Raw genomic sequence first — 25844 nt, 5'->3', positions numbered from 1 at the left:
TGATGGTGCTTGTGTAATGCCTCCAGTGATCAGCTCGCCTTTATTTAAAGCTATTTGTTGGCTGACCATCGCGGCATTTTTATTTTCGTTGATGGGCGTGTGTATTCGTTACGCATCGCATAGCGTAGACAATGCCACGATTGTGTTTTTTCGTAATTTTATTGGCTTGTTTATTTTTCTACCCTTAATTTTAAATAAAGGCACTAGCTTTTTTAAAACCGATAAAATTTGGATGCACACTTGGCGCTCTTTAGCAGGTTTAACCGCCATGTATGGCTTTTTTTATGCCATCGCCCATCTCAAGCTCTCTAATGCCATGGTGTTTACCTATTCATCGCCCATTTTTATTCCTTTGATTGCGTGGTTATTTTTAAAAGAAAAAATAACGAGCAGTATGCTGTGTGCCGCGGTTATTGGTTTGCTTGGTGTGTTATGCGTGGCTAAACCCGATCAGGGCTTATTTAATGTGATGTCCGGCATTGGCTTAGCTGCAAGTTTTTTAGCGGCCATGGCTTTTGTGACGGTACGTGCTTTAACAGCCACTGAACCACCTGAGCGGATTGTGTTTTATTTTTGTTTGATTGGCAGTTTAGTGTCTATGGTTCCCATGTTTTGGCTATGGCGACCTTATACCTTGGCTGAACTGGGTTTATTAATCAGTGTAGGATTACTGGCCAATATCAGTCAGTTATTTTTATCCAATGCCTATAAGTTAGCACCAGTAGGTCAAATCGGACCTGTAAACTATATTGCGATTATTTTTGCCGGTATTTGGGGCTATTGGTTTTGGCAAGAACTGCCTGATACTTTAAGTTTAGTTGGCTTTGGATTTATTTTGGTGGCAATTTTAATGTGTAGTCCATTATTTAAAAAAAGTGCTAATACAGCTTAGCTAGCACCTTTACACGCTTCCAATCAGCTGCTGCAAGTTGATCAGACCAAATTACTAAGGGCGGCTGTTTTACAAAAAAGATCACCACATACATACCATGATCAATGATTTTTTGAATGGTAGCGGTTTTTATGTTTTGCTTTTGTGTCAGCAATGTCCATTGCCCATCGGCAAGATATTCAAGCTGCACCACGCGATCTTGATAAAAAAAATGTAGATAGCTTATGATCATCACCAAGGTGGCAAGCAAAGTAAGCCACCCTGATAGCGTTATCGCGCATATAGTGATTACAGCACCTGCCAAGCACAACTGTACCACGTAACCTATCAAGCTACGTTTCAGTTGCAAGCAAGTTTTAGCCATGTACGTAATCTTTCAGTTTATTAATTAAAGCGCGCATTTCTGGACGTGGCGGCTCAGATACTTCCATAAACCAATCAAGTAAATCTGGATCTTCTTGTTCCACTAATTCGGCAAATGTGGCTCTTTCTTCAGCATCTGCTTGTAAGTAGTGGTTCTTCACATATGGGTCAAAATAAACATCAATTTCTTTTAAACCACGACGGGCACGGTAAATCACTTTACGTTCTTCTAAACTCATATCTTGCATGCTATTTCCCAAGAGTAATTATCTGATTTAAGTGTACCCGATTTTAAGCCTGAATGGCGTAGCTTACGATGCCAAAGTCTTGCAGCTTAAAGCCGAAAACAGGCAAGCAATTTAATCAAACTAAAACCTATAGAACTCACAAAAAAAATTCATATCAAATTTTGGGCAATAAAAAAGACCGGTGAAACACCGGTCTTTTTTAGAACAACTGAACAGTTCTTACGAAATTATTTAACTTCGCGATCTACTAGTTCAACGTAAGCCATCGGTGCAGCATCACCTGCACGGAAGCCCGCTTTAAGAACACGTAGATAACCGCCGTTACGTTCTTTGTAACGAGGGCCAAGAACGGTAAATAATTTACCAACAGTTGCTGCTGAACGAGTACGAGCAAACGCTAAACGGCGGTTTGCAACAGTATCGTTTTTAGCTAAAGTGATTAAAGGCTCAGCTACACGACGTAACTCTTTTGCTTTAGGCACAGTCGTTTTGATTAACTCGTGCTCGAACAAAGAATTAGCCATGTTTTGGAACATCGCTTTACGATGACTGCTTGTACGGCCTAATTTCACACCACTATTACGATGACGCATGGTGATAGTCCTACTTAATTAACGGCTACGATAAGCGAAACGGTCGTCCATGCGGAGGCTAGCCGGTGGCCAGTTCTCTAAACGCATGCCGAGCTGTAAGCCTTTCGATGCCAGAACATCTTTGATCTCAGTAAGCGACTTTTTACCAAGGTTAGGAGTTTTGAGAAGCTCCACCTCAGTGCGCTGAACAAGATCACCAATGTAGTAAATGTTTTCTGCCTTCAAACAGTTAGCAGAACGAACAGTAAGCTCTAGATCATCTACTGGACGAAGCAAGATTGGATCAACTTCTTCGCGAGGTTCTTGAGCAACTGGTGCTTGATCTTTTTGCAGGTCAACAAAAATCGCGATTTGTTGTTGCAAGATCGTTGCTGCCTTACGAATTGCTTCTTCAGGATCAACAGTACCATTTGTTTCAAGATCAATGATCAGTTTATCAAGGTCTGTACGTTGTTCTACACGAGCATTTTCAACTGTATAAGACACACGTTTGATTGGGCTATAAGACGCATCTAACTGTAAGCGACCTACAGGGCGAGTTTCACCCTCTGGGAAGCGTGAGTCAGAAGTCTCATAACCACGACCTTGAGCAACTTTCAGGCGCATCTTAAGATTGCCTGTAGCACTTAACGTGCCGATCAAATGCTCAGGGTTAACCACTTCAACATTATGAGGTAAACGAAGGTCAGCCGCAGTTACGTCGCCTGGCCCTTGTTTTTCTAATGTTAAATAAGCTTCATTTTGATCGAACAGCTTAATAGACAATCCTTTTAGGTTCAGCAAGAGCTCGACGATGTCCTGCTGCAAGCCTTCCAAAGTACTGTACTCGTGCTCAACCCCTTCAATCTCTACTTCAACCACAGCTGCGCCAGGTAAAGAAGAAAGAAGGATGCGACGTAAAGCATTGCCCAGAGTGTGACCAAAGCCACGCTCTAAGGGTTCTAGAATAACTTTTGCCGAGGTCCCGCTTGCCGCTTCGACCTTGATCGCTTGCGGAGTTAGAAACTCATTTGCAGTACGCGTCATTATTGCCACCTCAAGGATTATTTAGAATACAATTCTACAATCAAGCTTTCGTTGATTTCAGCAGGTAAATCAGAACGATCTGGAGCAGCTTTGAATGTACCTTCAAGTTTCGAATGATCTACTTCGATCCATGAAGCTGTACCACGTTGTGCAGCTAATTCAATTGCGTTTTTAATACGTAATTGTTGTTTAGCGCCTTCGTGAACTGCAATCACGTCACCAGCTTTAACTTGGATAGACGCGATGTTAACGCGACGGCCATTTAAAGTGATTGAACGGTGAGATACTAACTGACGAGCTTCTGCACGTGTAGAACCAAAACCCATGCGATAAACAACGTTATCAAGACGGCTTTCAAGTAACTTTAACAAGTTCTCGCCAGTTGCGCCTTTAACACGAGCTGCTTCTTTGTAGTAGTTACTAAATTGACGTTCTAAAACACCGTACATACGACGTACTTTTTGTTTTTCACGTAATTGTAGTGAGTACTCAGATTGTTTGCTACCACGAGCTCCGCCGTGTTGGCCTGGAGCTTTAGCATGTTTTTTAGTCTTAACGTCAAACGGTTTAACGCCAGATTTTAATTGCAGGTCTGTCCCTTCGCGGCGAGAGAGTTTGCATTTTGGACCAATATAACGAGCCATGAATGTTTCTCCTTACACGCGACGTTTTTTAGGTGGACGGCAACCGTTGTGAGGAATTGGTGTCACATCGGTAATGCTGTTAATCTTATAACCCACTGCGCCTAATGCACGAACCGCAGATTCACGACCTGGACCAGGACCTTTTACAAGGACGTCCAAGTTTTTCAAACCGTAGTCTAAAGCTGCTTTACCAGCAACTTCAGCAGCTACCTGAGCAGCGAACGGAGTTGATTTACGTGATCCACGGAAGCCTTGTCCACCTGAAGTGGCCCAAGCCAATGCATTACCTTGACGATCGGTAATCGTTACAATGGTGTTATTAAAAGACGCGTGAATGTGTGCAACACCTTCAGAGACGGTACGAGTGACCTTCTTGCGTGTGCGAGTATCTTTAGCCATCTTTTAGCTTCCAGAAATCTTACTTTTTAATCGGTTTGCGCGGACCTTTACGGGTACGTGCGTTAGTTTTTGTGCGTTGACCGCGGACAGGCAAGCTACGACGATGACGAAGACCACGGTAGCAGCCTAAATCCATTAAACGTTTAATGTTCATGGAAATTTCGCGACGTAAGTCACCTTCGGTAGGAACCTTAGCAACTTCTGCACGAATCGCATCAAGCTGAGCATCGTCCAACTCACGAATCTTGGTAGTAGTTTCGATACCAACAGCAGCTAAGATTTGCTTAGCAGTGTGGCGACCGATACCAAAGATATACGTAAGGGAGATAACAGCATGCTTGTTATCCGGAATGTTTACACCGGCAATACGAGCCATTCACTTTCTCCAAAAAGGCAGTAGAGATAATCAACCGCCCCACAAAAATCTTGAGGGGCGGATAATAACCTAATTAGCCTACTGAAATCAACAGGTCTTGATCAGATTAACCTTGACGCTGCTTATGACGAGGTTCTGCGCTACAAATTACGCGGATAACCCCATTACGACGGATAACTTTACAGCTACCACAAATTTTCTTTACAGAAGCTTGTACTTTCATGATGAAACCTCTAAGTGCGCTTATCCCTGAGGATGAGCAGTCGTTTTTCTCATTAATGTTTGATTATCGTATTGATGCGAGGTGAGATGAGCTTGCAGCTGAGCCATAAAGTCCATCACCACAACAACCACAATCAGTAACGATGTGCCACCTAAGCTAAATGGAATTCCAAATGAACTTTGCAATACCATTGGCATTAGACACACCACAGTGATGTAGATCGCGCCAATAAAAGTCAAACGATTGAGAATGTGATCTAAGTAACGAGCAGTTTGCTCACCTGGGCGTATACCGGGCACATAAGCTCCGCTGCGTTTAAGATTCTCTGACACTTCTTTAGGGCTAAATACAAGCGCCGTATAGAAATAACAGAAGAAGATAATTAACGCACCAAAGAGCACCAAATATAACGGCTGTCCAGGCGACAACACGAGTGCCAAATCTTGTAGGCTACGCTGAATTAACCCTGCATCAGGATCGGCACTACCGACCCACTGACCTAAGCTCGCGGGGAACAAAAGCAATGAGCTGGCAAAAATTGCCGGAATAACACCTGCCATATTAATTTTTAACGGCAAATGTGTCTGCTGTGCAGCAAATACACGACGACCTTGTTGTTTTTGAGCATAGTTTACTGGAATGCGACGCTGCGCCTTCTCAATAAACACAATTGCTGCCAATACTGCCAATGATAACAGAGCGAAGATCGCTAAGCCAATCAAACTTGATTGTCCACTATCAATTGAACTAAATGATTGCATCACCAAGTTCGGCAAACCTGCAACAATACCCGCAAAGATAATCATGGAAATACCATTACCTACCCCGCGTTCAGTGATCTGCTCACCTAACCACATCAAGAACATGGTACCTGCTACCAATGAAGTCACGGCTGGAATGTAAAAAGCAAGTCCTGACGTTAAGGTAATCCCTTGACTAAGCAGACCTGCACACATACCAATCGACTGCACTAAAGCAAGGAACAATGTACCTTGTCGCGTATATTGGTTAATTTTACGCTTACCCTGCTCGCCTTCTTTTTTCAAAGCTTCGAGCGATGGAACCACGGTTGACATCAACTGCACGATAATCGAGGCAGAAATGTATGGCATGATCCCAAGAGCAAGAATAGACATTCTCTCTAATGCACCACCTGAAAACATATTAAACAAACCCAGGATTGTACCTGAGTTTGCATTAAATAAATTCTCAAGGGCAGCATTGTCGATACCCGGTACCGGAATATGCGCTCCTAGTCGAAAGACCAACAACGCACCAATGAGAAACATCATTCGGCGAATAATTTCACGATATTTGACGTGAAACGGTTGACCTTTCATCATGTTAACATGACCTGTAGAACTAGGAGTCATAGACACTGGAGATTACTCCTCGACTTTACCGCCAGCAGCTTCAACAGCAGCTTTAGCGCCTTTAGTCAATGCAACACCTTGAACAGTGAATGCGCGAGTAATTTCACCAGAAAGTACGATACGAGCACGTAACATATCTTTACGTACAACGTTTGCAGCTTTTAAAGTTTCAAGAGAAATAATATCGCCTTCAACTTTGTTAAGCTCAGATAAACGTACTTCAGCTGTTTTCAATGCCTGTTGGCTAGTGAAGCCGAATTTAGGCAAACGACGATATAACGCTGTTTGACCGCCTTCGAAACCTGGACGAGTACCACCGCTCTTACGTGAGTTTTGACCTTTGACACCACGGCCACCAGTCTTACCCATACCAGAACCGATACCACGGCCTAGACGAACGCTTTCACGTTTAGCACCTTCTGCAGGTGCAATTGTATTTAAACGCAGAGTCATGGCTTATTCCTCTACACTAACCATATAGTATACTTGGTTGATCATACCACGGTTAGAAGGCGTATCTTGCACTTCTACAGTATGACCAATACGACGCAGACCTAAACCTTGAAGGCTAAGCTTGTGATTTTTCAAGCGATGCGATGCAGATTTAGTCTGGGTAACTTTAATCGTTTTCATGATTATTACCCTTGAATTTGTTCTACTGAAAGACCACGTTTCGCAGCGACTTTCTCAGGAGAAGTCATATCACGCAAACCGTTGAAAGTTGCGTTTACTACGTTAGCAGCGTTAGTAGAACCATAGCATTTTGTCAACACGTTGTGTACGCCAACAGCTTCTAAAACAGCACGCATCGCGCCACCAGCAATTACACCAGTACCTTCAGAAGCAGGCTGCATGTAAACGCGGCTTGCACCGTGACGAGCATGAATAGGGTGTTGTACAGTACCGTTAACAAGGTCAACTGTAATCATGTTACGACGAGCAGCTTCAAGTGCTTTAGAAATAGCAGCTGGAACTTCACGTGCTTTACCACGACCAAAACCTACGCGACCATTACCATCACCCACAACAGTTAATGCTGTGAAAGAGAAGATACGACCACCCTTAACAACTTTGGCTACACGATCAACGGCAACCAGCTTTTCAACAAGACCTTCGTTTTGTTCAACTTTAGCCATGATTAGAACTCCAAGCCGTTTTCACGAGCAGCATCAGCCAAGGCTTTGATACGACCATGATATTTGAAACCAGAACGGTCAAATGCAACTTTAGTTACGCCAGCTGCTTTCGCACGCTCTGCAATTAAAGCACCAACTTTTTGAGCCGCTTCAACGTTACCAGTTGTACCAGCACGTAGAGTAGCGTCTAAAGTAGAAGCTTGCGCTAATACTTTGCCACCATCTGCTGAGATAACTTGAGCATAGATGTGACGCGGAGTGCGGTTTACACACAAACGAGTCGCACCCAACGCACGGATGTGCAAGCGTGTGCTTTTCGCACGACGCAAACGGGATTGTTTCTTTTCGTTCATAAGAACCTCGCGCCTTATTTCTTCTTAGCTTCTTTACGAAGTACAACTTCATCAGAATAACGAACACCTTTACCTTTATACGGCTCTGGTGGACGGTAACCACGGATATCTGCAGCAACTTGACCTAGTGCAGCTTTGTCAGCTGATTTCAGTACGATTTCAGTTGCTGTAGGAGTTTCAGCAGTTACACCTTCAGGAAGGTTGTAATCGATCGGGTGAGAGAAACCAAGGTTAAGGTTAATTACATTACCTTTAACCGCAGCTTTATAACCAACACCAATCAGTTGTAACTTGCGTTCGAAACCTTCGCTAACACCTTTTACAAGGTTATTAAGCACAGCGCGAGCAGTACCAGCTTGCATCCAAGCGTCTTTAGAATCCGCTTTTGGAGCAATAGCTAAAATACCGTCTTCCTGTTTTAGCTCGACCAGCGCATGCAGGTTGAAAGACAATGTACCTTTAGTGCCTTTCACTTCGACCTGCCGGCCGTTCTGAGTAACTGTTACACCGTTAGGTACAGCTACTGGGGCTTTAGCCACACGAGACATGAGGAATCACCTATTAAGAAACAAAAGCAATAACTTCACCACCGATGCCCGCAGCACGTGCAGCGCGATCAGTCATGATGCCTTTGCTTGTAGAAACAATTGCAATACCTAAACCTTGCTTAACGCTAGGAAGTGCATCTTTACCGCGATATTGACGTAGACCTGGACGGCTTACGCGCTTCACAGTTTCGATAACTGGTTTGCCTTCGAAATATTTTAAAGTCAAAGTAAGCGTTGCTTTGCCTTCGGCATCAGCAACCGCTACGTCAGCGATGTAACCTTCTTGTACAAGAACGTTTGCAATCGCAACTTTTAACTTAGAGTTTGGCATAGAAACAGTTTGTTTCTTAGCCATTTGCGCGTTACGAACACGTGTTAACATGTCGGCAACGGTATCTTGCATACTCATTTATAGTGCTCCTTACCAGCTTGCCTTAACAACGCCAGGTACATCACCTTGCATTACGGTATCACGTAGTTTGTTACGGCTTAAACCGAACTTACGGAAATAACCATGCGGACGACCAGTTAAACCACAACGGTTACGTAGGCGAACTGGAGATGCATTACGTGGTAATGCTTGAAATTTCATCATCGCTTCGAAACGTTCTTCGTCTGATGCATTTACGTTTGCGATAATTGCTTTTAATTCAGCACGTTTCGCAGCGTATTTAGCAACAGTAGCTTCGCGTTTCAATTCGCGATTAATCATACTCTTCTTAGCCATATCGACCTCTTATTTGAACGGGAAGCCGAATGCACGCATAAGCGCACGGCCTTCGTCATCGGTGCGAGCAGTCGTAGTGATGGTAATGTCCATACCACGAATACGATCAATCTTATCAAAATCGATTTCAGGGAACATGATCTGTTCCTTAAGACCCATCGAGTAGTTACCACGACCGTCAAATGATTTCGCTGAGAAACCACGGAAGTCACGGATACGAGGGATCGCGATAGAGATCAAACGGTCTAAGAATTCGTACATGCGTTCGCCGCGTAAAGTAACTTTACAACCGATCGGCCAACCATCACGGATTTTGAAACCAGCGATTGATTTACGCGCTAATGTAAGCACTGGCTTTTGACCAGCAATTGCTTGCATATCCGCTAAAGCACCATCAAGGAGTTTTTTGTCAGCAGCAGCTGCGCCAACACCCATGTTGATCGTGATTTTAGTAATGCGTGGAATTTCCATCACATTTTTAACACCTAAAGTCTCAAGTAACTGAGCTTTAAGTTCTTCGTTGTAACGTGTTTTAAGTCTGGCCATAGCCTAATTCAACCTATTACTTCGCTACCGCCACTGATTCACCAGTAGATTTGAATACGCGAGTCTTCACGCCTTCTACTACTTGGTAACCAACACGGTCAGCCTTTTGGGTTGCAGCATTAAAAATTGCCACGTTTGAGATATGAAGCGAAGCTTCTTGTGTAACTACAGCGCCTTCAGCACCTGTTGCACGATTCGGCTTTTGATGCTTCTTAACCAGGTTCAAGCCTTCAACAAGAACGCGATCGTTTGAAACAGACAATACAGTTCCCTGTTTGCCTTTTTCTTTACCTGCGATCACAATTACTTGATCGCCTTTTTTAATCTTAGCCATGAGTGCCTCTTATAGAACTTCAGGAGCCAATGAAATAATTTTCATGAACTGTTCAGTACGAAGTTCACGAGTCACTGGTCCGAAAATACGAGTCGCAATCGGCGCTTTGTTGTTGTTCAAAATAACAGCTGCGTTATCGTCGAAACGAATCACAGAACCGTCTGCACGACGGATACCGAATTTTGTACGTACAACTACAGCATTCATCACGTCACCTTTTTTAACACGTGCGCGTGGAATTGCTTCTTTTACAGTAACTTTAATGATGTCGCCAACAGAAGCATAACGACGATGTGAACCACCAAGTACTTTGATACATTGTACGCGGCGAGCACCACTGTTGTCTGCTACGTCGAGCATACTTTCGGTTTGAATCATTGCCCTACTCCAAAACCGAGCAACATCGGTCAGAATTTCGAAAGGCTCAAAGAGTACTCGAAATCGACCGATGATGCAACAAGAACGTTAATTACTCAGCTGCTGCTTCAATAACTTCAACTAAAGTCCATGACTTAGTTTTAGACATTGGGCGGCATTCTTTAATGGTTACAACGTCGCCAGTTTTAGCTGTGTTGTTCTCATCATGAGCGTGTAATTTTGTTGAACGGCGGATTGATTTGCCATACAACGGGTGTTGAACGCGGCGTTCGATAAGCACAACGATAGATTTTTCCATCTTGTCGCTTACTACTTTGCCTGTTAACGTGCGAACTGTTTGCTCACTCATTGTCCGTTCCCCTGTTTTTCGGTAAGGAGGGTCTTAATACGAGCAATAGTTTTACGAGTTAACGCAACTTCGTGCGATTTACCCAATTGACCAGTTGCTTTCGCCATACGAAGACGGAATTGGTTAAGCTGTTGCTCATCAAGCAAAGCTGTCAACTCTTCTACCGACTTTTCACGTAGATCTTTAGTTTTCATTACATTACCGTCCGAGTCACGATAGTGGTTTTAAACGGAAGTTTAGCAGCAGCAAGTACAAATGCTTCGCGCGCTAATTCTTCGTTTACACCATCAATTTCGTACAAGACTTTACCTGGTTTGATTTCACAAACCCAGTATTCCACAGAACCTTTACCTTTACCCATACGAACTTCTAATGGTTTATTAGTAATTGGTTTGTCTGGGAAAACACGGATAAAGATCTTACCACCACGTTTAATACGACGGCTGATTGTACGACGAGCAGCTTCAATTTGACGCGCAGTCATACGACCACGTTCAAGTGATTTAAGCGCAATAGTACCAAATGATACTGAGCTACCGCGGTGAGCAAGACCAGTATTACGGCCTTTTTGCACCTTACGGAATTTCATACGTTTAGGTTGCAACATGGATTATTCTCCTTTTTCAGCAGAACGATCATTGCGGCGACCACGACGCTCTTGACCTTCACCACGACCGCGACCGCGTTTAGCTGGACGTTCTTCAGCAGGAGCAGGGTTCATGACTTGTTTCATGCCACCTAGGATCTCACCGCGGAATACCCAAACTTTAACACCAATCGTACCGTAAGTAGTCTCAGCACGTACTGAAGAGTAGTCGATGTCCGCACGAAGCGTATGCAAAGGTACACGACCTTCACGATACCATTCTGTACGAGCGATCTCAGCACCACCTAAACGGCCTGAAACTTCAACTTTGATACCTTTAGCACCAGCACGCATAGAGTTTTGAACCGCACGCTTCATAGCACGACGGAACATCACACGTTTTTCTAATTGTGAAGCAATACCTTCAGCAACTAGACGCGCGTCTAAGTCAGGACGATCGATTTCGTTGATGCTTACTTGCGCAGGAACACCCATAATGGCTGTTAATTCGCGTTGTAATTTCTCAATGTCTTCGCCTTTTTTACCGATTACGATACCAGGACGAGCAGTGCTAATTGTAATTTTAGCAGCGCCAGTAGGACGTTCGATAAGAATATTGCTGATCATTGCATTCTTAAGTTTTTTATTCAAAAACTCACGAACTTGCAAATCTTTAAGCAAGTATTCAGCGTATTGTTTCGGACTCGCATACCAGTTAGCGTTATGACGTTTCACAACACCTAGGCGGATACCGATTGGATGAACCTTCTGACCCATATCAAACCCCTACCTTAACGGTGATGTGACAAGTACGCTTAGTAATACGATCTGCACGGCCTTTAGCACGTGGCAAAATACGTTTAAGGCTAGTGCCTTCATCAACGTAGATCGTAGAAACTTTAAGATCGTCTACATCCAAACTGTTATTATGTTCAGCGTTTGCAATCGCAGATTCCAATGCTTTTTTAACTAAAACTGCAGCTTTTTTGTTGCTGAAGTTTAAGATGTTTAAAGCATGCGCAACAGATTTGCCGCGAATGAGGTCTGCAACCAAACGAGTTTTTTGTGCCGAGATAGCGGCACCGCGTAATTTAGCAGTAACTTCCATCATAGCACCTTAACGTTTAGATTTCTTGTCAACACCGTGACCGCGATAGGTACGAGTTGGTGCAAATTCACCAAGCTTGTGACCAACCATGTGTTCAGAAACGATCACAGGAACGTGGTTACGGCCATTGTGTACAGAAATTGTTAAACCAACAAAATCCGGTAGGATCATCGAACGACGCGACCAAGTTTTGATCGGCTTACGGTTATTAGCCGCGATAGCCGCTTCAACCTTAGCGAACAAGTGCGCATCGACGAATGGGCCTTTTTTCAGAGAACGAGGCATTGTCAGATTCCTTTACTTGTTACTTAACGCGACGGTCGCGAATGATCATCTTAGTCGTACGCTTGTTGGTACGTGTTTTGTACCCTTTAGCTTTTTGACCCCATGGGCTTACAGGTTGAATACCTTTATTACGCCCTTCACCACCACCGTGCGGGTGATCAACTGGGTTCATCGCCATACCACGAACGGTAGGACGAACACCACGCCAGCGTGATGCACCAGCTTTACCTAGTGAGCGAAGGTTGCTTTCTGAGTTAGATACTTCACCTAACACAGCGCGGCATTCAACGTGAATTTTACGCATTTCGCCTGAACGTAGACGAACAATTGCGTAAGAACCGTCACGACCCAACAACTGAACTGAAGTACCAGCAGAACGAGCTAATTGCGCGCCTTTACCGATTTTAAGTTCGATGTTGTGAAGAGTAGAACCGATAGGCATGTTGCGAAGCGGTAAGCAGTTACCTGGACGAATTGGAGCATCGTTACCAGATTGTACTTTATCGCCAGCGCGAAGGCCTTTAGGAGCGATGATATAACGACGTTCACCGTCAGCATACAATACAAGTGCAATGTGTGCAGTACGGTTAGGATCGTATTCGATACGCTCTACAGTTGCAGGAATACCATCTTTGTTACGTTTAAAGTCAACTAGACGGTAGTGCTGCTTGTGACCGCCACCAACGTGACGAGTCGTGATGTGACCGTTGTTATTACGGCCGCCAGTACGCTTTTTAGCTTCTACTAATGGAGCGTATGGTGCACCTTTGTGAAGATGGTCGTGAACGACTTTCTCTACAAAGCGACGTCCTGGAGACGTTGGCTTACATTTTTGAATAGGCATAATTCTCGTCCTTATTCCGCTGTGCTTTCAGCGGTATCGCCCAAGTCAGCCATTTCTACATCTTGGCCAGCTTTCAGGGTGACGTATGCTTTTTTAACATCAGAACGACGTCCGATAGTTTTACCAAAGCGTTTAGTCTTACCTTTAGTGATTGTAGTGTTAACTTTTAACACTTCAACACCAAACAATTGCTCAACTGCTTTTTTGATTTCAAGTTTGTTTGCGTTTAACGCAACTTTAAACACTTGAACACCAGCAGTTTCGCCTAAAACTTGAGCTTTTTCTGAGAATACAGGTCCTTGTAGGACTTGATAGATACGTTCGTTGTTCATCCGAGTTCTACCTCAATTTTCTTAGCAGCAGCTACAGACATAACAACTTTATCGAACGCAATCAAGCTAACTGGATCAATAGCAGCAGCATCAACCACATCAACGTGTGGAATGTTACGAGCAGCTAGATACAAGTTCTCATCAACAGCATCTGTAACGATTAATGCACGAGTTGCATTTAAGTCGTTAAGTTTTGCAAGCAATTCTTTAGTTTTTGGAGCAGCAACAGCAAACTCGTCAACTAAGATTAGGCGATCTTGACGAACAAGCTCAGCCATGATGCATTGCATAGCACCGCGGTACATTTTACGGTTTACTTTTTGAGACCAGTCTTGTGGACGTGCAGCAAATGTTTTACCACCGCCAACCCAGATTGGGCTACGAATAGAACCAGCACGCGCACGGCCAGTACCTTTTTGACGGAATGGCTTACGACCACCGCCAGAAACGTCAGCACGTGATTTCTGAGCTTTCGAACCTTGACGACCACCAGCTAAGTAAGCTGTAACAACTTGGTGTACAAGTGCTTCGTTAAATTCACGACCGAAAGCAACTTCAGATAATTCAACCGCTGAGCCAGAAACAGTATTTAAATTCACAATATTTCCCCTCAGGCCTTGATCGTAGGACGTACAGTCACGTCACCACCGGTAGCACCAGGAACCGCGCCTTTAACAACAAGAACTGAACGTTCAACGTCGATAGCAACGATTTCAAGACCCTGTGTAGTTACGCATTCAGCACCTAAATGGCCAGCCATTTTTTTGCCTTTGAATACGCGACCAGGTGTCTGGTTTTGACCAGTAGAACCTAAAACACGGTGAGATACAGAGTTACCGTGTGTAGCATCTTGTGTACGGAAGTTCCAACGCTTAACACCACCTTGGAAACCTTTACCTTTAGATGTACCAGTTACGTCAACAACTTGACCTACTTGGAACAATTCAACAGTAAGCGTACCACCTACTTCACGACCTTCAAGCTCAGCTTCTGAAACGCGGAATTCTTGAACTAGACGACCAGCAGCAACACCCGCTTTAGCGAAGTGACCTTTCTGAGCGTTAGTTACGCGAGATTCGCGACGTTCACCAGTAGTGATTTGAATCGCTTGATAACCATCAGTTTCAAGCGTTTTGATTTGAGTGATGCGGTTAGGATCAACCTCAATCACTGTTACAGGTACAGAAACGCCAGCATCTGTGAAGATACGCGTCATACCGCACTTGCGACCGACTAAACCAATAGCCATGTGCATAAACCTCTAAAAAAGCGGCTTAATTAACTTGGAAACGTTAATTAACCGAAAGCCTTAACCCAATGCGATCTGAACATCAACACCAGCTGCAAGATCTAACTTCATCAATGCATCTACAGTTTTGTCTGTAGGTTGAACGATGTCGATCAAACGTTTGTAAGTGCGGATCTCGTATTGGTCACGCGCATCTTTGTTAACGTGTGGTGATGTTAAAACGTTGAAACGTTCAATGCGTGTAGGCATTGGAATTGGACCGCAAACTTGTGCGCCAGTACGTTTTGCTGTTTCTACGATCTCTTGAGCAGATTGATCAATTAGACGGTGATCAAAAGACTTAAGACGGATACGAATTCTCTGGTTAGACATACCAGTAAACTCCAAGCCAAATATATAAAGAATCACTCTTGACGCATCTCACCCCACTAATATAAGGCAAGTGTCAAGAGCAGTGAATTATCACTAAGGTCGTGATCGATGCCACGACTGTAACGATAGTTAACTACTTTATTCGTAGTTAACCTCCTTCCTATTGAAGGGTCGCCCATTATAGCTATTGTTTAATGCATAAGCAAATCCATTTTTAGGCTTTTATATGGTTTTTTGGTATATTTTGTTAATCAATGGTTTAAAGTCCACTTAGTAGGCCGTCTTTCTTAAAACATAGTCAATTGCTTGGTTTAATATTTGATTTCCTTGAAGAAATTTATTTTTTGATGATTTAATCAACGTATTTACATCTTGGACATAATTGCCTGAGAAAATTGATAATTCTTCACTATTTTCTAAAAATAATTCTAAAACCTGTGGGGTAATCTCAGGATGTGATTGAAAGCCCAAAACATTATTGCCAATTTGATACATTTGATTACGACATGCTTCATTTTCAGCCAAATGCACAGCACCTTTTGGAATTTCAAAGCTTTCGGTGTGCCATTGCAATAAATTAAATTGTTCAGGCAGTTGAAAACAATCTTGCGGCACGCTTTGAACTTTGCGAATGGTGCTCCAACCTAGCTCTTGTTGTTGACTGCGACTTACCGCAGCACCTAACGCGTTGGCAATCAATTGACCACCTAAACATAAGCCAATGGCAGGTTTACCCAGTGCCAAATAACGTCTCAACCAACGTTTTTCTATCTTTAACCATGGATAATTGGCTTCATCGTTTACACTCATACTGCCGCCCATAATGATCAGCAAATCCACTTCATTGACATCAGGTAAGGCTTCTAAATCTAGAGCCTGTTCTACGGGGAGGGCAAAAAATTCTGTTGCAGTAATTTTGGCATTTTTTTGTTTTAAATATTCATAGCAACTGCCAAAACCTTCTCCTGCAATATGTTGAAAATAATGTACTTTTAACTGCGACTTCATGCGCTTTATTCACCTATTGTTATTTGTTTGCTTAAACTTTTGCAAAAATAGCGCCAACTTGCCCCATTTCGTCAGATTTCTAACAATTGTTGAACTTCCCTAGCACGATCAATGACTTTCTCTTAAGCTTAAGGGTTAAAATGAACTTATTTTGAGCGCTGCTGTGAAAAAAAATCGCCAAACCCAATTGATTCATGCACCACGAAAGGCCCCTCAGTCCATTCACACTGTGCAACCTGCTGTGTATCGGGCATCGACTATCATCTTTAACAACACCGATGCTTTATTTAATCGCCATTGGAGCGATGACTATGACTACAGCTATGGCACACATGGCACACCCACCACCTTTAATTTAGCCGATCAAATTGCACAACTTGAAGGCGGTGAATACTGTTTGCTTGCGCCAAGTGGTTTGTCGGCCATTAATCTGGTCAATTCGTGTTTTTTAAGCCATGGCGATGAAGTTTGGGTAGCCGATAATATTTATGGACCCAACATGGAGCATTTACGCAACCTACAAACGCGCTATGGCATCTGTGTCAAAGTATATAATCCGCTCGATGTACACAGCTTTCAACCCAGTGAAAAAGCCAAATTACTCTGGTTTGAAGCAGCAGGTTCAGTGACTTTAGAATTTCCTGACTTGGTTGCTTTAGTCAAAAAAGCTCAAGCGCAGAACATTTTGACAGCGTTGGATAATACATGGGGCGCAGGACTGGCTTTTAATGCTTTTGATTTTAGCGATGCACATTTAAGTGTAGATTTAACAGTACATGCACTGACCAAATATCCAAGTGGCGGTGGTGATATTTTAATGGGCTCGGTTGTCACCCGCGATAAAGCTTTACATCATCAATTGTTCCGTATGCATGCCTTACAAGGTATTAGTGTTTCAGGTGATGACGTGGCACAAGTACAACGTAGTTTGGCTTCAATGCAATTACGTTATGAGGCGCAAAGTCATAGTGCGCTAAAACTCCTTGACTGGCTTAAACAGCAAGCGCAATTTAGCCAAGTCCTGCACCCTGCCGACCCTGACAATATCAGTCATCCATATTGGCAAACCGTATGCCAAGAGCAGCATAGCGCAGGTTTAGTCAGTGTTATCTTTGATGCAAAATATTCACTGCAAGATATTCGTGAGTTTTGTGATGCGCTGCAACTGTTTAAGCTGGGCTTTAGTTGGGGCGGTCCGCTAAGTTTGGTGATGCTGTACGAACTGCAACACATGCGTAGCCTTGAACACACACATTTACAGTCAGGGATTTTGGTACGCTTTTGTATTGGCTTAGAAGACACTCAAGATTTAATTCAAGATATTCAACAAGCATTAGGCATTCTTGACTAATTTTATACTGAGCACAGCCGCATAATATGGAATGGTTCAACTATCCCATATTTTTTTATGGATTTTAATTGCTAAATAAAATTAAAAGATATATTTTAAATACATCTTTTAAAATCTATTTTAAGCGAGCGCTTAGATGACACCAAAACATATTGAACTTGTAAAAGCAACCGTTCCTGTTTTACGTGAAAATGGTGTCGCCCTGACCCGTTATTTTTATCAGCGTATGTTGAATAATCATCCTGAATTAAAAAACACTTTTAATTTAGAGCATCAAAATAATGAGCGTCAGCCGCGGGCTTTGGCTGCTGCTGTATTGGCTTATGCTGAACACATTGAAAACCCAAGCGTATTGGCAAAAGCCTTAGAGCACATCACCACTAAACATGTCAGCTTAGATATTCAACCAGAACAATATGCCATTGTAGGCGAGAATTTATTGCATTCTATTAGTGAAGTGCTTGATGTAGCGATGGATTCTGATTTGATCGCAGCATGGCAAGCCGCTTATATGCAACTTGCCGATCTGATGATTTCGATGGAAAAGAACAAATATCAAACTTTAGCTTCACAACATGGCGGCTGGACCGGTTGGCGCGCGTTTAAAATTAGTGCAATTGAAAGATCAGGCAGCGCATATTTGTTTAGCGTGACTGCACAAGATGGACAAGCCATCTTAAGTGCTCAAGCCAACACCCCAATTTCGGTACGTGTGAGTGTGCCTGAACAAGAATTGCTACAACCGCAACAATTTAAACTCAGTGCAAGCACAGAAAATAGTTATCAATTCTTGGTTGAATGTGTTGCTGAACCAAGTCCATATTCTGTAGCAGCAATTTTAGCGCAGCATTATGATGTGGGTGATGTGCTTGAGCTATCTGCCCCGATGACAGTGTGATCTAAAACACATTCTTTTTATTATATTTTGAGGTTAAACTAGGGTTCCGACCCTAGTTTTTTTTGCGATGCAGCTGAATAAATTTACAGATTATGCATTACGTGTCTTGATGTACGTTGCGCCTGAGCGTGATGTGCCCTATACCATTGCTGAAATTGCAACGCAGTTAAAGGTCTCTGAAAATCACCTGATTAAAGTGGTGCATTTTTTAGCAAAACAACACTGGCTAATCACCACACGTGGTAAAGGCGGTGGTATTCGTTTAGATCCAAATGTATTACAGCTCCCTCTGGGTGTTATGGTACAAACCCTACAAGGCGATGCACCAATTGTGGATTGCTATCAACCGAATGCCTGTGTATTGCTGCCAAACTGTGGCTTAAAAGGCATGCTACAACGGGCTTTATTTGAGTTTTATCAAAGCCTCAATCAATACACCTTTGCACAAGCATTAAGCCCAACCTTAGATGGCAAAAATCCGCTTGCTATTGAGATCTTGAATGTTTAAGTCGCTTGCCTGAGCGACTTCCTTTATAATGCCCCTTGGTAAATTAAGTTTGAAGTTGGGTTATGCATCAGCACCGAGGAAAATCACGTAACAGTAAAACGGCAACTGCGCCAAAGCAAAAGATCACTTATGAGAAAAAAGTTGATTCTGCAATTACTGAATATGCTGTACGCTCACTAAACTGGCTTCGCAAAGCTGAATTTTTAATGAGCGCGCCAAAGCTAAATTTATGTGTTGAAGATACAGGCTATGAGGTGGCATTTGCTGGTCGTTCTAACGCAGGTAAATCAAGCGCCATTAATGCTTTAACCAACCAAAAGCAATTGGCACGTGCCTCAAAACGTCCGGGTCGTACCCAGATGATTAACTTTTTTAGCTTAGGTAACCCAGACCAACGTTTGGTGGATTTACCCGGTTATGGCTATGCAGCTGTACCTGAAGCCATGAAAATTGTGTGGCAAAAAGAGTTAGAAAACTACCTGATTCATCGTAAAAGCTTACAAGGCTTAGTGTTACTCATGGACATTCGTCATCCATTACAACACTTTGATGTGATGATGCTTGAATGGGCGTATTCACGTCGTTTATTTGTACATGTCTTATTAACTAAATCAGATAAACTCAACCGTGGTCCTGCGTCTAAAGCGTTGCAAGAAGTTAAAGCCCAATTGCGTAAGATGAAATTGGATTTTTCTATTCAGTTATTTTCTTCAATGAACAAACAAGGTTTAGAAGAGTTAGCCAGTGTGATGGCAGGTCGTTTAAACTTTACTTTAGAGCAGCAAAATAACATTGATTTAAGTGAAATTCCTGAAGCATCAAGTGATGATATTGAATTTGTTGAAGGCGATGATGTCGATTTAGTCGTCGATCTTGATGATGAGTTAGCCAAACCTAACTCAAATTAAGTGGATCTATGCATAAAAGCCACAGCTTGGTCTGTGGCTTTTTTATTTGGCATTTTATATCTAAATATCAATCTGGTTCACATAAATAGTTAAGTGTGAAACTTAAGTATCAAATCTTCAAAATCCCGATAAAATCAATCAGATTTAATATATTAAGTTATTGATTTTTATTAAAAAATAATAAATATTAAGTATAAAAAATAAATATTTAAATCGTTCAATAAAAAAACATTAGACAAGTATTTTTTTTAAAGATATGTTGGCAAAAAATATCAAATAGAATGGATACTCATGTTAAAAATCATCATTCAATTTTTACAAAATTTATTTAAGTCAGCTCAAACACAGCCGCAAAGCTATGAAACAGTTCAAAGTGGGGAACAACGTTTAGAAACTAATGAGTTTATTGACAGTAAAATCAGTTATTCAGATGATCTGATTTTGAATCTCAAGCATGATCATGTGGAGTTAGTCGAACTTTATGGTGCTATTGCAAGCTTTATTCAGCAAGAAAACTATGAATATATCTCCCCTGCTTTAGAAGAACTAAAAAGTAAGTTTAATTTACATTTGATGCAGGAAAACGTGCATTTTTATTGTTATTTGGAACAGTCTTTTTTAGATCAAAAAGAGCAGTTAGAGATGATTAAAGGCTATCGTAAAGACATGAATGCAATTTCAGCTGCGGTGGTACGTTTTATTAAAAAATGGCAAAGCCAAGTGATTGATGCTGATAATATTTGTGAATTTAACCATGAATATAATGCAGTAGGCGAAGTGTTGGCACAGCGTATTCATGCAGAAGAACATCATTTATATACCCTGTACCGACCTTAAGCTTAGACTTTAATCTCAGGTGCTTTAGTGTGGTGATCGACCACTACACTAATCATCATATCCCCTTGAACATTGACCACAGTACGTACTGTATCTAATAGGCGGTCAATAGGCAGTAAAATCGCAATGGCCTCGGCAGGTAAGCCCACCGATTGCAATACCATAATCATGGTCACCATACCTGCACTTGGAATACCCGGTGCACCGAGTGAGGCAATCATGGCGGTTAAACACACAATTAATTGTTGCCCAAGGCTTAAATCTAAACCCATTAAATTGGCAATAAAGAGTGCAGCAGCCGCTTCATAAAGTGCCGTGCCATCCATATTTAACTGTGTGCCAATCGGAATCACAAAACCTGCTGTTTGCGCGCGAACACCTAAATTTTCTTGTGCACATTTTAAAGATAATGGCATGGTCGCCGAGCTTGAACTGGTGGCAAATGCTGTAATGAGTGCTGTTTTGGTGCCTTTGAAAAAAGTAATTGGATCCATTTTGCCAAAAATCCAAAGCAATAAGGGCAAGACCACCACACCATGGAAAATAGTGGTGCCTGTGACCACCACAGCAAATTCAGCTAAACGACTTAATACACTGATGTCTTCGGTTGCCACTAATTTTGCCAATAACGCAAAAATCCCCAACGGTGCCAATTTCATGACCCAAGCAATCATCATCATCATCATGTCAAAAAATTGTTGGCTTAAACTGCGTACTGCATGAAAACGCTCTCCGCCTTTCACCAAAGCAATGCCTACAAACAGTGCAAATAAAACCACAGCTAAAACATTGCCATCGCTAAAGGCTTTAAATGGATTGATTAAAGTATTTTGAATAAAGTTGGTAATAAATGAGCTGGCGGTTAAAGTGTCGGGGCTTTGGTGTTGGCTCATCGCTTCTTGAAACATGGCAATATCAACGCCTTTGCCCACGTCAAATAAATGTGCAGCAGCCAAACCAAGTGCCAAAGCTAAAGTGGTGGTGGTAACACAGCACATGACGGTGATTTTCCATACCCGCCCAAACTGCCCACCTGCTTGTAAATTAGAAACGCCAACCACAATGGAGCTAAAAATTAACGGGATTAACAGCATTTTTAGCAAACCAATAAAAATACTGCTGGCAATGCCAATGCTATAAATTGAGGCATTAAAAAAGGCGCCATCTGGAAATAGATTAAGCAGATAACCAAAGCCTAATCCTAAAATCGCCGCCACTAAAATTTGAGTATTTAAGCTCATGATTTCATCTATAAAGCCTTATGATTTAAAGGCACTATGCCACGAGCATTGGGCAATTACGAATCTTTTTTTGTCATTGTACCGTGCTGTATTTTGATCAAGCATGCTGGGCATATTAAGCATAGCTTTTGTCAAACATGGCTAAAAAAAACCGCATACTGCGGCTTAATTTTATTGGGTTTCAATTTCACGTAAACGAATTAAACCTTCTTGGGTGGTGCTACACACCAACTCACCATTTTGCCACATTCGTCCAAAGTTTAAGCCTCGTGAATTGCTGCTAATGGTCGCTTCCATATCATAAAGCATCCATTCATCAGCACGAAATGGCTTATGGAAATACATGGCATGGTCAATACTGGCACATTGTAAACTTGGTGATAAATAGCTTAAACCATGCGGACGTAGCGCCGTGGTCATTAGGGTAAAGTCTGAATAAAACGCAGCAATGGCTTGATGCAGTGCCACCGAGTCTACATCTTGAGTAAGTTTGTCATGGGTACGTAAATAGTGAGCATATACAGGTGCTTCAGGCTGTGGATAAAAAATATTGCCGACATCTACCGCAGGACGAATCTCGATATGGCGTTCACGCATAAAGCTGGCACGTACATTTTCAGGTACAAATTCAATAAAGCCTTGTTTGAGTTGTTGTTCAGATTTTAAACTGTCTACCGCAGGATAATCGGGTGCATCGGTTTGATAATTTAAGCCTTCTTCAGGATGACTAAACGACACCATACACATAAAAATCGTACGCCCATGCTGAATGGCACGTACTTGGCGACTAATAAAACTTTTGCCATCACGAATACGATCGACATGGTAAATAATCGGTGCATTCACATCACCAGCAAACAAGAAGTAGGCATGTAAAGAATGTGCAGGACGATCGGTGGTATAAGAGGCCGCACGTAAGGCCTGACCCAGCACTTGTCCACCAAAAACACGTTTACCAACCAAGTTACGGCTTTGGCCACGAAAAATATTTTCTTCGAGTTTTTCAAGACTCAATAATTCTACCAATTCTTGGGTCAATGCATTCATGTCAAGCTCTGCTCGTGTAATTCCAACAAGGAAAGCTAGCATAAACCGAATTTAAAAAAAGATAAGCCTCTTTACGCCTACTTAAATGTTGTTGCGATGCATTTTTTGTTTAGCTGATGCTTTTTATGCTTCTCAACCACAAAAAATTGGTTATATTGATCAAACAAACAACAAATTTAGTGTGCATCCTAAAAAAATTAAGCCCAAAGGAGCAGATATGTCCAAGCGTGGATTTGGTCAATTATACCGACAAATGTCGAGTAAATTCTTAGATTTAGTGGTCAAACCACAAGTCTTAGGCGATGTACCAAAACCGCCAACTACTGCCCTGACCTGCTACGTACTGCAAAACTATTCACGCAGTAATGCTTTATTGTTAGATGCCGAAACACGGCGCTTAAAACTTAAACCAGCACTTAATCCATTGCTGCTGGGTGATTTAAATGAAAAGACCTCGGTTGTTTTTTTACAACACCATCCTGACGATGCTCCACACGCCAACAGTTATCGGCTGCCGCCACGTTTAAACCGCCTGATTGATGTATTAACACGTGAACCCAATTTAGATGTTCAACTGATACCAGTCACTGTGTTATGGGGACGTGCGCCTGAAAACGAAGATTCATGGCTCAAACTATTGTTTACCGACAACTGGGCACCACCAAGTCGCATGAAACAACTGATTAATATTGGTTTGCATGCTCGGGAGACCTTTTTAGAATTTCATCCGCCTGAGTCTTTACGTGGCCTCATGCAACAGGCGCAGGTCAAGCATCCTAATTTATCGCCAGTCACCTTTATTGTGAATCATCTGAATAATTTTTTAGATGCCGAGCGCAAAGTGGTACTGGGCCCAGATCTCTCTGATCGCCGCAATGTGATGCATAGCTTAATGCAATCAGATGCCATTCAAGAAGCCATTCGCCGTGAAAGTAATCGCGGTAAAGTCAGCCTACACCAAGCTGAACAACGCGCTTTAGGCTATTTAAAAGAAATTATTTCTGATTATTCCTATCCAACTGTACGTTTTGCCGAACAAGCCCTGACCCAATTATGGACACAGCTTTACGATGGGGTGGAAGTACACAATTTTAGTACTGTACGTGACTTGGTCAAAGACTATGAAGTGGTGTATACGCCCTGTCATCGTAGTCATATCGACTATTTATTATTGTCCTATGTGATTTTTAAGCGCGGTTTACGTGTACCGCATATTGCCGCAGGCGATAACTTAAATTTACCTTTTGTGGGGCAATTGTTACGTGGTGGTGGCGCGTTCTTTATTCGACGTAGTTTTCGCGGTAATGGCTTATATACCTCGGTGTTTAAAGAATATCTGTACAGTATTTTGTCACGTAATGCACCGCTTGAATACTTTATTGAAGGTGGACGTTCACGGACTGGGCGCTTGCTGCCGCCTAAAACTGGTATGCTGGCCATGACTGTACATGGACATTTACGTGGTAAAGCCAAACCGATTGTTTTTTTGCCGACTTATATTGGTTATGAACGACTTATGGAAGGGTCAACCTATGTAGGGGAAATGCAAGGTCAACCCAAAGAAGCTGAATCGATTAAAGGCATTGTACTGGCCTTACGTAAAATCGAACGGATTTTTGGCAAAGTTTATGTCAATTTTGGCGAACCGGTATTTTTAGATGATATGTTAAAACAACATGGCGCTGCTGATGTACAAATCATTAACAATGATGACCCAATTCCTGAAGCTGTCTCCCAAGCGATTGATCAATCTGCACAAGAGATTTTAAAAAATATTAACCGTGCTGTGGTGATTAATCCAGTGTCTTTACTGGCATTGATTTTATTGGCCAGCAATAAACACAGCCTAGATGAAAGTTTGTGTATTGAGCAGCTCGATACTTACCGCCGTTTGTTGCAACAACTACCATATGATCAAGGTATGCAAATCACTGCGTTATCAGGGCAAGAAATCATTGCTTATGGCTTAAAACTTAAAATGATTCAACGTATTCCGCATATCTTAGGCGATATTATTGCCCTTGAAGATCGTCAAGCGGTATTACTGACCTATTTCCGCAATAACATTTTGCATGCCTTGACCCTGCCCTCCTTAATTGCCGCGTTGGTAGAACACAATGGACAGATTAAACGCCAAGATTTAGGCACAGTGATTCGTTTGCTGTATCCATTTTTAAAAGCAGAGTTATTTTTAAAATGGCAAAGCCATGAACTTAAAGACATGATTACAGCATATAGCGATGCTTTAATTGACATGGGTCTGATCATATCTGAAGGTGATGATCTCATCTCACCTGCCCCAAATAGTGAACAGCACACCCAATTAAAAATTTTAGCGGCTCCCGTCATGCAAAGTTTAGAGCGCTATTATCTGACTTTAGCGCTAATTACCCAACGTGGTTCAGGCAATATCTCGGCGCGTCAGGTCGAAGAACTCAGTTACTTAATTGGGCAGCGTTTGTCGGTGCTGTATGAGTTTAATTCACCCGAATTTTTTGATAAGTCACTGTTCCAAAGTTTCATTAAAGAACTGACCCAACAAGGTTATATCCGCTTAGAGGGTGGTGCAATTTTATATGATGCCAAACTCAGCGATGTGGCGAAATATGCACATTTGGTGCTAGATGACTCTACCTTACATATGTTGCAGCATCTGACCACATTTAGTGACGAAGAACTCCAACAAGCACTAGATGCGCTTGCTGCAGATCAAGCCTCCAAACGCCGCTTGCTGCGTAAAAGAAAAACATCTCAATAAAACA

General features: G+C 42.3%; 39 protein-coding genes and 1 pseudogene. 7 read left to right on the top strand and 33 right to left on the bottom strand.

The genetic code is table 11. From position 1 onward, the window contains the following. The first annotated feature begins 16 nt into the window (after window positions 1-16). Window positions 17-892: a DMT family transporter gene (locus Q0Z55_RS02415; protein WP_297423763.1), complete on the top strand. Its 876-nt coding sequence runs from the start codon at window positions 17-19 to the stop codon at window positions 890-892. Here the strand turns inward: Q0Z55_RS02415 and Q0Z55_RS02410 are convergent. The 31 genes and pseudogenes from Q0Z55_RS02410 to Q0Z55_RS02260 form a co-directional block, all read right to left on the bottom strand. After that, window positions 879-1256 (bottom strand): hypothetical protein, encoded by a 378-nt coding sequence (locus Q0Z55_RS02410; RefSeq protein WP_297423761.1) that lies wholly within the window; start codon window positions 1254-1256, stop codon window positions 879-881. The genes Q0Z55_RS02415 and Q0Z55_RS02410 overlap by 14 nt on opposite strands. After that, entirely contained in the window at window positions 1249-1503 is a 255-nt protein-coding gene (locus Q0Z55_RS02405) for a succinate dehydrogenase assembly factor 2 (protein ID WP_297423759.1), read from the bottom strand. The genes Q0Z55_RS02410 and Q0Z55_RS02405 overlap by 8 nt, the downstream gene beginning before the upstream one ends. 227 nt (window positions 1504-1730) lie before the next feature. Then, window positions 1731-2096: a 50S ribosomal protein L17 gene (gene rplQ, locus Q0Z55_RS02400; RefSeq protein WP_004691290.1), complete on the bottom strand. Its 366-nt coding sequence runs from the start codon at window positions 2094-2096 to the stop codon at window positions 1731-1733. Window positions 2097-2114: 18 nt separating this feature from the next. Then, entirely contained in the window at window positions 2115-3122 is a 1008-nt protein-coding gene (rpoA, locus tag Q0Z55_RS02395) for a DNA-directed RNA polymerase subunit alpha (RefSeq protein ID WP_034587449.1), read from the bottom strand. A gap of 17 nt (window positions 3123-3139) precedes the next feature. Beyond that, window positions 3140-3766, bottom strand: coding sequence for a 30S ribosomal protein S4 (gene rpsD / locus Q0Z55_RS02390; protein ID WP_122899930.1), 627 nt, complete (start codon window positions 3764-3766; stop codon window positions 3140-3142). Window positions 3767-3778: 12 nt separating this feature from the next. Next, the gene (rpsK, locus tag Q0Z55_RS02385; RefSeq protein ID WP_001040166.1) at window positions 3779-4165 is read right to left on the bottom strand and encodes a 30S ribosomal protein S11; all 387 of its coding nucleotides are present in this window, start codon (window positions 4163-4165) and stop codon (window positions 3779-3781) included. A gap of 19 nt (window positions 4166-4184) precedes the next feature. Then, window positions 4185-4541 (bottom strand): 30S ribosomal protein S13, encoded by a 357-nt coding sequence (rpsM, locus tag Q0Z55_RS02380; RefSeq protein ID WP_122899928.1) that lies wholly within the window; start codon window positions 4539-4541, stop codon window positions 4185-4187. Window positions 4542-4647: 106 nt separating this feature from the next. Further along, window positions 4648-4764, bottom strand: a complete 117-nt coding sequence (gene rpmJ / locus Q0Z55_RS02375; protein WP_000867907.1) for a 50S ribosomal protein L36 — start codon at window positions 4762-4764, stop codon at window positions 4648-4650. A 20-nt stretch (window positions 4765-4784) separates the two neighbouring features. Further along, window positions 4785-6104 carry a preprotein translocase subunit SecY gene (secY, locus tag Q0Z55_RS02370; protein ID WP_297423793.1) on the bottom strand — a complete coding sequence of 440 codons (1320 nt, stop codon included), beginning with the start codon at window positions 6102-6104 and terminating at the stop codon, window positions 4785-4787. Between the two features lie 45 nt (window positions 6105-6149). Beyond that, window positions 6150-6590 carry a 50S ribosomal protein L15 gene (gene rplO, locus Q0Z55_RS02365; protein WP_297423751.1) on the bottom strand — a complete coding sequence of 147 codons (441 nt, stop codon included), beginning with the start codon at window positions 6588-6590 and terminating at the stop codon, window positions 6150-6152. Between the two features lie 3 nt (window positions 6591-6593). Beyond that, window positions 6594-6770 (bottom strand): 50S ribosomal protein L30, encoded by a 177-nt coding sequence (gene rpmD / locus Q0Z55_RS02360; protein ID WP_005094139.1) that lies wholly within the window; start codon window positions 6768-6770, stop codon window positions 6594-6596. A gap of 5 nt (window positions 6771-6775) precedes the next feature. Beyond that, window positions 6776-7273: a 30S ribosomal protein S5 gene (gene rpsE / locus Q0Z55_RS02355; RefSeq protein ID WP_297423748.1), complete on the bottom strand. Its 498-nt coding sequence runs from the start codon at window positions 7271-7273 to the stop codon at window positions 6776-6778. Window positions 7274-7275: 2 nt separating this feature from the next. Beyond that, complete coding sequence (gene rplR / locus Q0Z55_RS02350) at window positions 7276-7626, bottom strand: 50S ribosomal protein L18 (protein ID WP_004281497.1); 351 nt, start codon at window positions 7624-7626, stop codon at window positions 7276-7278. Window positions 7627-7640: 14 nt separating this feature from the next. Further along, complete coding sequence (gene rplF, locus Q0Z55_RS02345; protein WP_297423745.1) at window positions 7641-8174, bottom strand: 50S ribosomal protein L6; 534 nt, start codon at window positions 8172-8174, stop codon at window positions 7641-7643. A 13-nt stretch (window positions 8175-8187) separates the two neighbouring features. Beyond that, window positions 8188-8583, bottom strand: a complete 396-nt coding sequence (gene rpsH, locus Q0Z55_RS02340) for a 30S ribosomal protein S8 (protein ID WP_297423744.1) — start codon at window positions 8581-8583, stop codon at window positions 8188-8190. 12 nt (window positions 8584-8595) lie between these two features. Beyond that, window positions 8596-8901: a 30S ribosomal protein S14 gene (rpsN, locus tag Q0Z55_RS02335; protein ID WP_087527386.1), complete on the bottom strand. Its 306-nt coding sequence runs from the start codon at window positions 8899-8901 to the stop codon at window positions 8596-8598. 9 nt (window positions 8902-8910) lie between these two features. Beyond that, on the bottom strand, window positions 8911-9447 hold the full coding sequence (gene rplE, locus Q0Z55_RS02330; protein ID WP_216934566.1) for a 50S ribosomal protein L5: 537 nt from the start codon (window positions 9445-9447) through the stop codon (window positions 8911-8913). 16 nt (window positions 9448-9463) lie between these two features. After that, on the bottom strand, window positions 9464-9781 hold the full coding sequence (gene rplX / locus Q0Z55_RS02325; protein ID WP_297423736.1) for a 50S ribosomal protein L24: 318 nt from the start codon (window positions 9779-9781) through the stop codon (window positions 9464-9466). Window positions 9782-9790: 9 nt separating this feature from the next. Next, window positions 9791-10159, bottom strand: a complete 369-nt coding sequence (gene rplN / locus Q0Z55_RS02320; protein ID WP_005012978.1) for a 50S ribosomal protein L14 — start codon at window positions 10157-10159, stop codon at window positions 9791-9793. A 91-nt stretch (window positions 10160-10250) separates the two neighbouring features. After that, window positions 10251-10508 carry a 30S ribosomal protein S17 gene (gene rpsQ, locus Q0Z55_RS02315; protein ID WP_297423732.1) on the bottom strand — a complete coding sequence of 86 codons (258 nt, stop codon included), beginning with the start codon at window positions 10506-10508 and terminating at the stop codon, window positions 10251-10253. Further along, window positions 10505-10702: a 50S ribosomal protein L29 gene (gene rpmC / locus Q0Z55_RS02310; RefSeq protein ID WP_004650482.1), complete on the bottom strand. Its 198-nt coding sequence runs from the start codon at window positions 10700-10702 to the stop codon at window positions 10505-10507. The genes rpsQ and rpmC overlap by 4 nt, the downstream gene beginning before the upstream one ends. Continuing rightward, window positions 10702-11115: a 50S ribosomal protein L16 gene (gene rplP / locus Q0Z55_RS02305; protein WP_297423727.1), complete on the bottom strand. Its 414-nt coding sequence runs from the start codon at window positions 11113-11115 to the stop codon at window positions 10702-10704. Before rplP ends, rpmC begins: the two co-directional genes overlap by 1 nt. Beyond that, window positions 11094-11871: pseudogene (rpsC, locus tag Q0Z55_RS02300) on the bottom strand (30S ribosomal protein S3). Before rpsC ends, rplP begins: the two are co-directional and overlap by 22 nt. A gap of 1 nt (window position 11872) precedes the next feature. After that, window positions 11873-12202: a 50S ribosomal protein L22 gene (gene rplV, locus Q0Z55_RS02295; protein WP_067762914.1), complete on the bottom strand. Its 330-nt coding sequence runs from the start codon at window positions 12200-12202 to the stop codon at window positions 11873-11875. 9 nt (window positions 12203-12211) lie between these two features. Next, a complete protein-coding gene (rpsS, locus tag Q0Z55_RS02290) occupies window positions 12212-12487 on the bottom strand; it encodes a 30S ribosomal protein S19 (protein ID WP_004281508.1) in 276 nt (91 codons plus the stop codon). A 19-nt stretch (window positions 12488-12506) separates the two neighbouring features. Further along, on the bottom strand, window positions 12507-13331 hold the full coding sequence (rplB, locus tag Q0Z55_RS02285; RefSeq protein WP_122899905.1) for a 50S ribosomal protein L2: 825 nt from the start codon (window positions 13329-13331) through the stop codon (window positions 12507-12509). A gap of 11 nt (window positions 13332-13342) precedes the next feature. Continuing rightward, on the bottom strand, window positions 13343-13663 hold the full coding sequence (gene rplW, locus Q0Z55_RS02280) for a 50S ribosomal protein L23 (RefSeq protein WP_297423715.1): 321 nt from the start codon (window positions 13661-13663) through the stop codon (window positions 13343-13345). Beyond that, the gene (gene rplD, locus Q0Z55_RS02275) at window positions 13660-14262 is read right to left on the bottom strand and encodes a 50S ribosomal protein L4 (protein WP_005094150.1); all 603 of its coding nucleotides are present in this window, start codon (window positions 14260-14262) and stop codon (window positions 13660-13662) included. Before rplD ends, rplW begins: the two co-directional genes overlap by 4 nt. 11 nt (window positions 14263-14273) lie before the next feature. Continuing rightward, a complete protein-coding gene (rplC, locus tag Q0Z55_RS02270; protein WP_297423710.1) occupies window positions 14274-14912 on the bottom strand; it encodes a 50S ribosomal protein L3 in 639 nt (212 codons plus the stop codon). Between the two features lie 60 nt (window positions 14913-14972). Further along, a complete protein-coding gene (rpsJ, locus tag Q0Z55_RS02265) occupies window positions 14973-15284 on the bottom strand; it encodes a 30S ribosomal protein S10 (RefSeq protein WP_000070912.1) in 312 nt (103 codons plus the stop codon). A 270-nt stretch (window positions 15285-15554) separates the two neighbouring features. After that, window positions 15555-16292: a type 1 glutamine amidotransferase gene (locus Q0Z55_RS02260; protein ID WP_297423704.1), complete on the bottom strand. Its 738-nt coding sequence runs from the start codon at window positions 16290-16292 to the stop codon at window positions 15555-15557. A 163-nt stretch (window positions 16293-16455) separates the two neighbouring features. Here Q0Z55_RS02260 and Q0Z55_RS02255 point away from each other — a divergent pair, with 163 nt between their 5' ends. The 5 genes from Q0Z55_RS02255 to Q0Z55_RS02235 all read left to right on the top strand — a co-directional run bounded on the left by Q0Z55_RS02255 (window position 16456) and on the right by Q0Z55_RS02235 (window position 20794). Continuing rightward, window positions 16456-17643, top strand: a complete 1188-nt coding sequence (locus Q0Z55_RS02255) for a PLP-dependent transferase (protein ID WP_297423701.1) — start codon at window positions 16456-16458, stop codon at window positions 17641-17643. A 136-nt stretch (window positions 17644-17779) separates the two neighbouring features. Further along, the gene (locus Q0Z55_RS02250) at window positions 17780-18541 is read left to right on the top strand and encodes a globin domain-containing protein (RefSeq protein ID WP_297423699.1); all 762 of its coding nucleotides are present in this window, start codon (window positions 17780-17782) and stop codon (window positions 18539-18541) included. A gap of 67 nt (window positions 18542-18608) precedes the next feature. Beyond that, window positions 18609-19049 carry an Rrf2 family transcriptional regulator gene (locus Q0Z55_RS02245; protein WP_297423695.1) on the top strand — a complete coding sequence of 147 codons (441 nt, stop codon included), beginning with the start codon at window positions 18609-18611 and terminating at the stop codon, window positions 19047-19049. Window positions 19050-19111: 62 nt separating this feature from the next. After that, complete coding sequence (yihA, locus tag Q0Z55_RS02240; protein WP_297423692.1) at window positions 19112-19957, top strand: ribosome biogenesis GTP-binding protein YihA/YsxC; 846 nt, start codon at window positions 19112-19114, stop codon at window positions 19955-19957. Window positions 19958-20248: 291 nt separating this feature from the next. Further along, a complete protein-coding gene (locus tag Q0Z55_RS02235; protein WP_297423689.1) occupies window positions 20249-20794 on the top strand; it encodes a hemerythrin domain-containing protein in 546 nt (181 codons plus the stop codon). A gap of 2 nt (window positions 20795-20796) precedes the next feature. On the opposite strand, the gene Q0Z55_RS02230 is transcribed toward Q0Z55_RS02235, so the two are convergent. Continuing rightward, the gene (locus Q0Z55_RS02230; protein WP_297423686.1) at window positions 20797-22035 is read right to left on the bottom strand and encodes a dicarboxylate/amino acid:cation symporter; all 1239 of its coding nucleotides are present in this window, start codon (window positions 22033-22035) and stop codon (window positions 20797-20799) included. Window positions 22036-22206: 171 nt separating this feature from the next. Further along, entirely contained in the window at window positions 22207-23082 is an 876-nt protein-coding gene (locus tag Q0Z55_RS02225; RefSeq protein WP_297423681.1) for an acyl-CoA thioesterase II, read from the bottom strand. Window positions 23083-23299: 217 nt separating this feature from the next. Between Q0Z55_RS02225 and plsB the strand changes: the two genes are divergently transcribed. Continuing rightward, window positions 23300-25840, top strand: coding sequence for a glycerol-3-phosphate 1-O-acyltransferase PlsB (gene plsB / locus Q0Z55_RS02220; RefSeq protein WP_297423678.1), 2541 nt, complete (start codon window positions 23300-23302; stop codon window positions 25838-25840). The last annotated feature ends 4 nt before the right edge of the window (window positions 25841-25844 follow it).

The organism is uncultured Acinetobacter sp. (genome assembly GCF_947626835.1).
Taxonomy (GTDB): Bacteria; Pseudomonadota; Gammaproteobacteria; order Pseudomonadales; family Moraxellaceae; genus Acinetobacter.
Note: the sequence above shows the minus strand (reverse complement) of the source record. Positions and strands in the feature narration are given on the sequence as shown.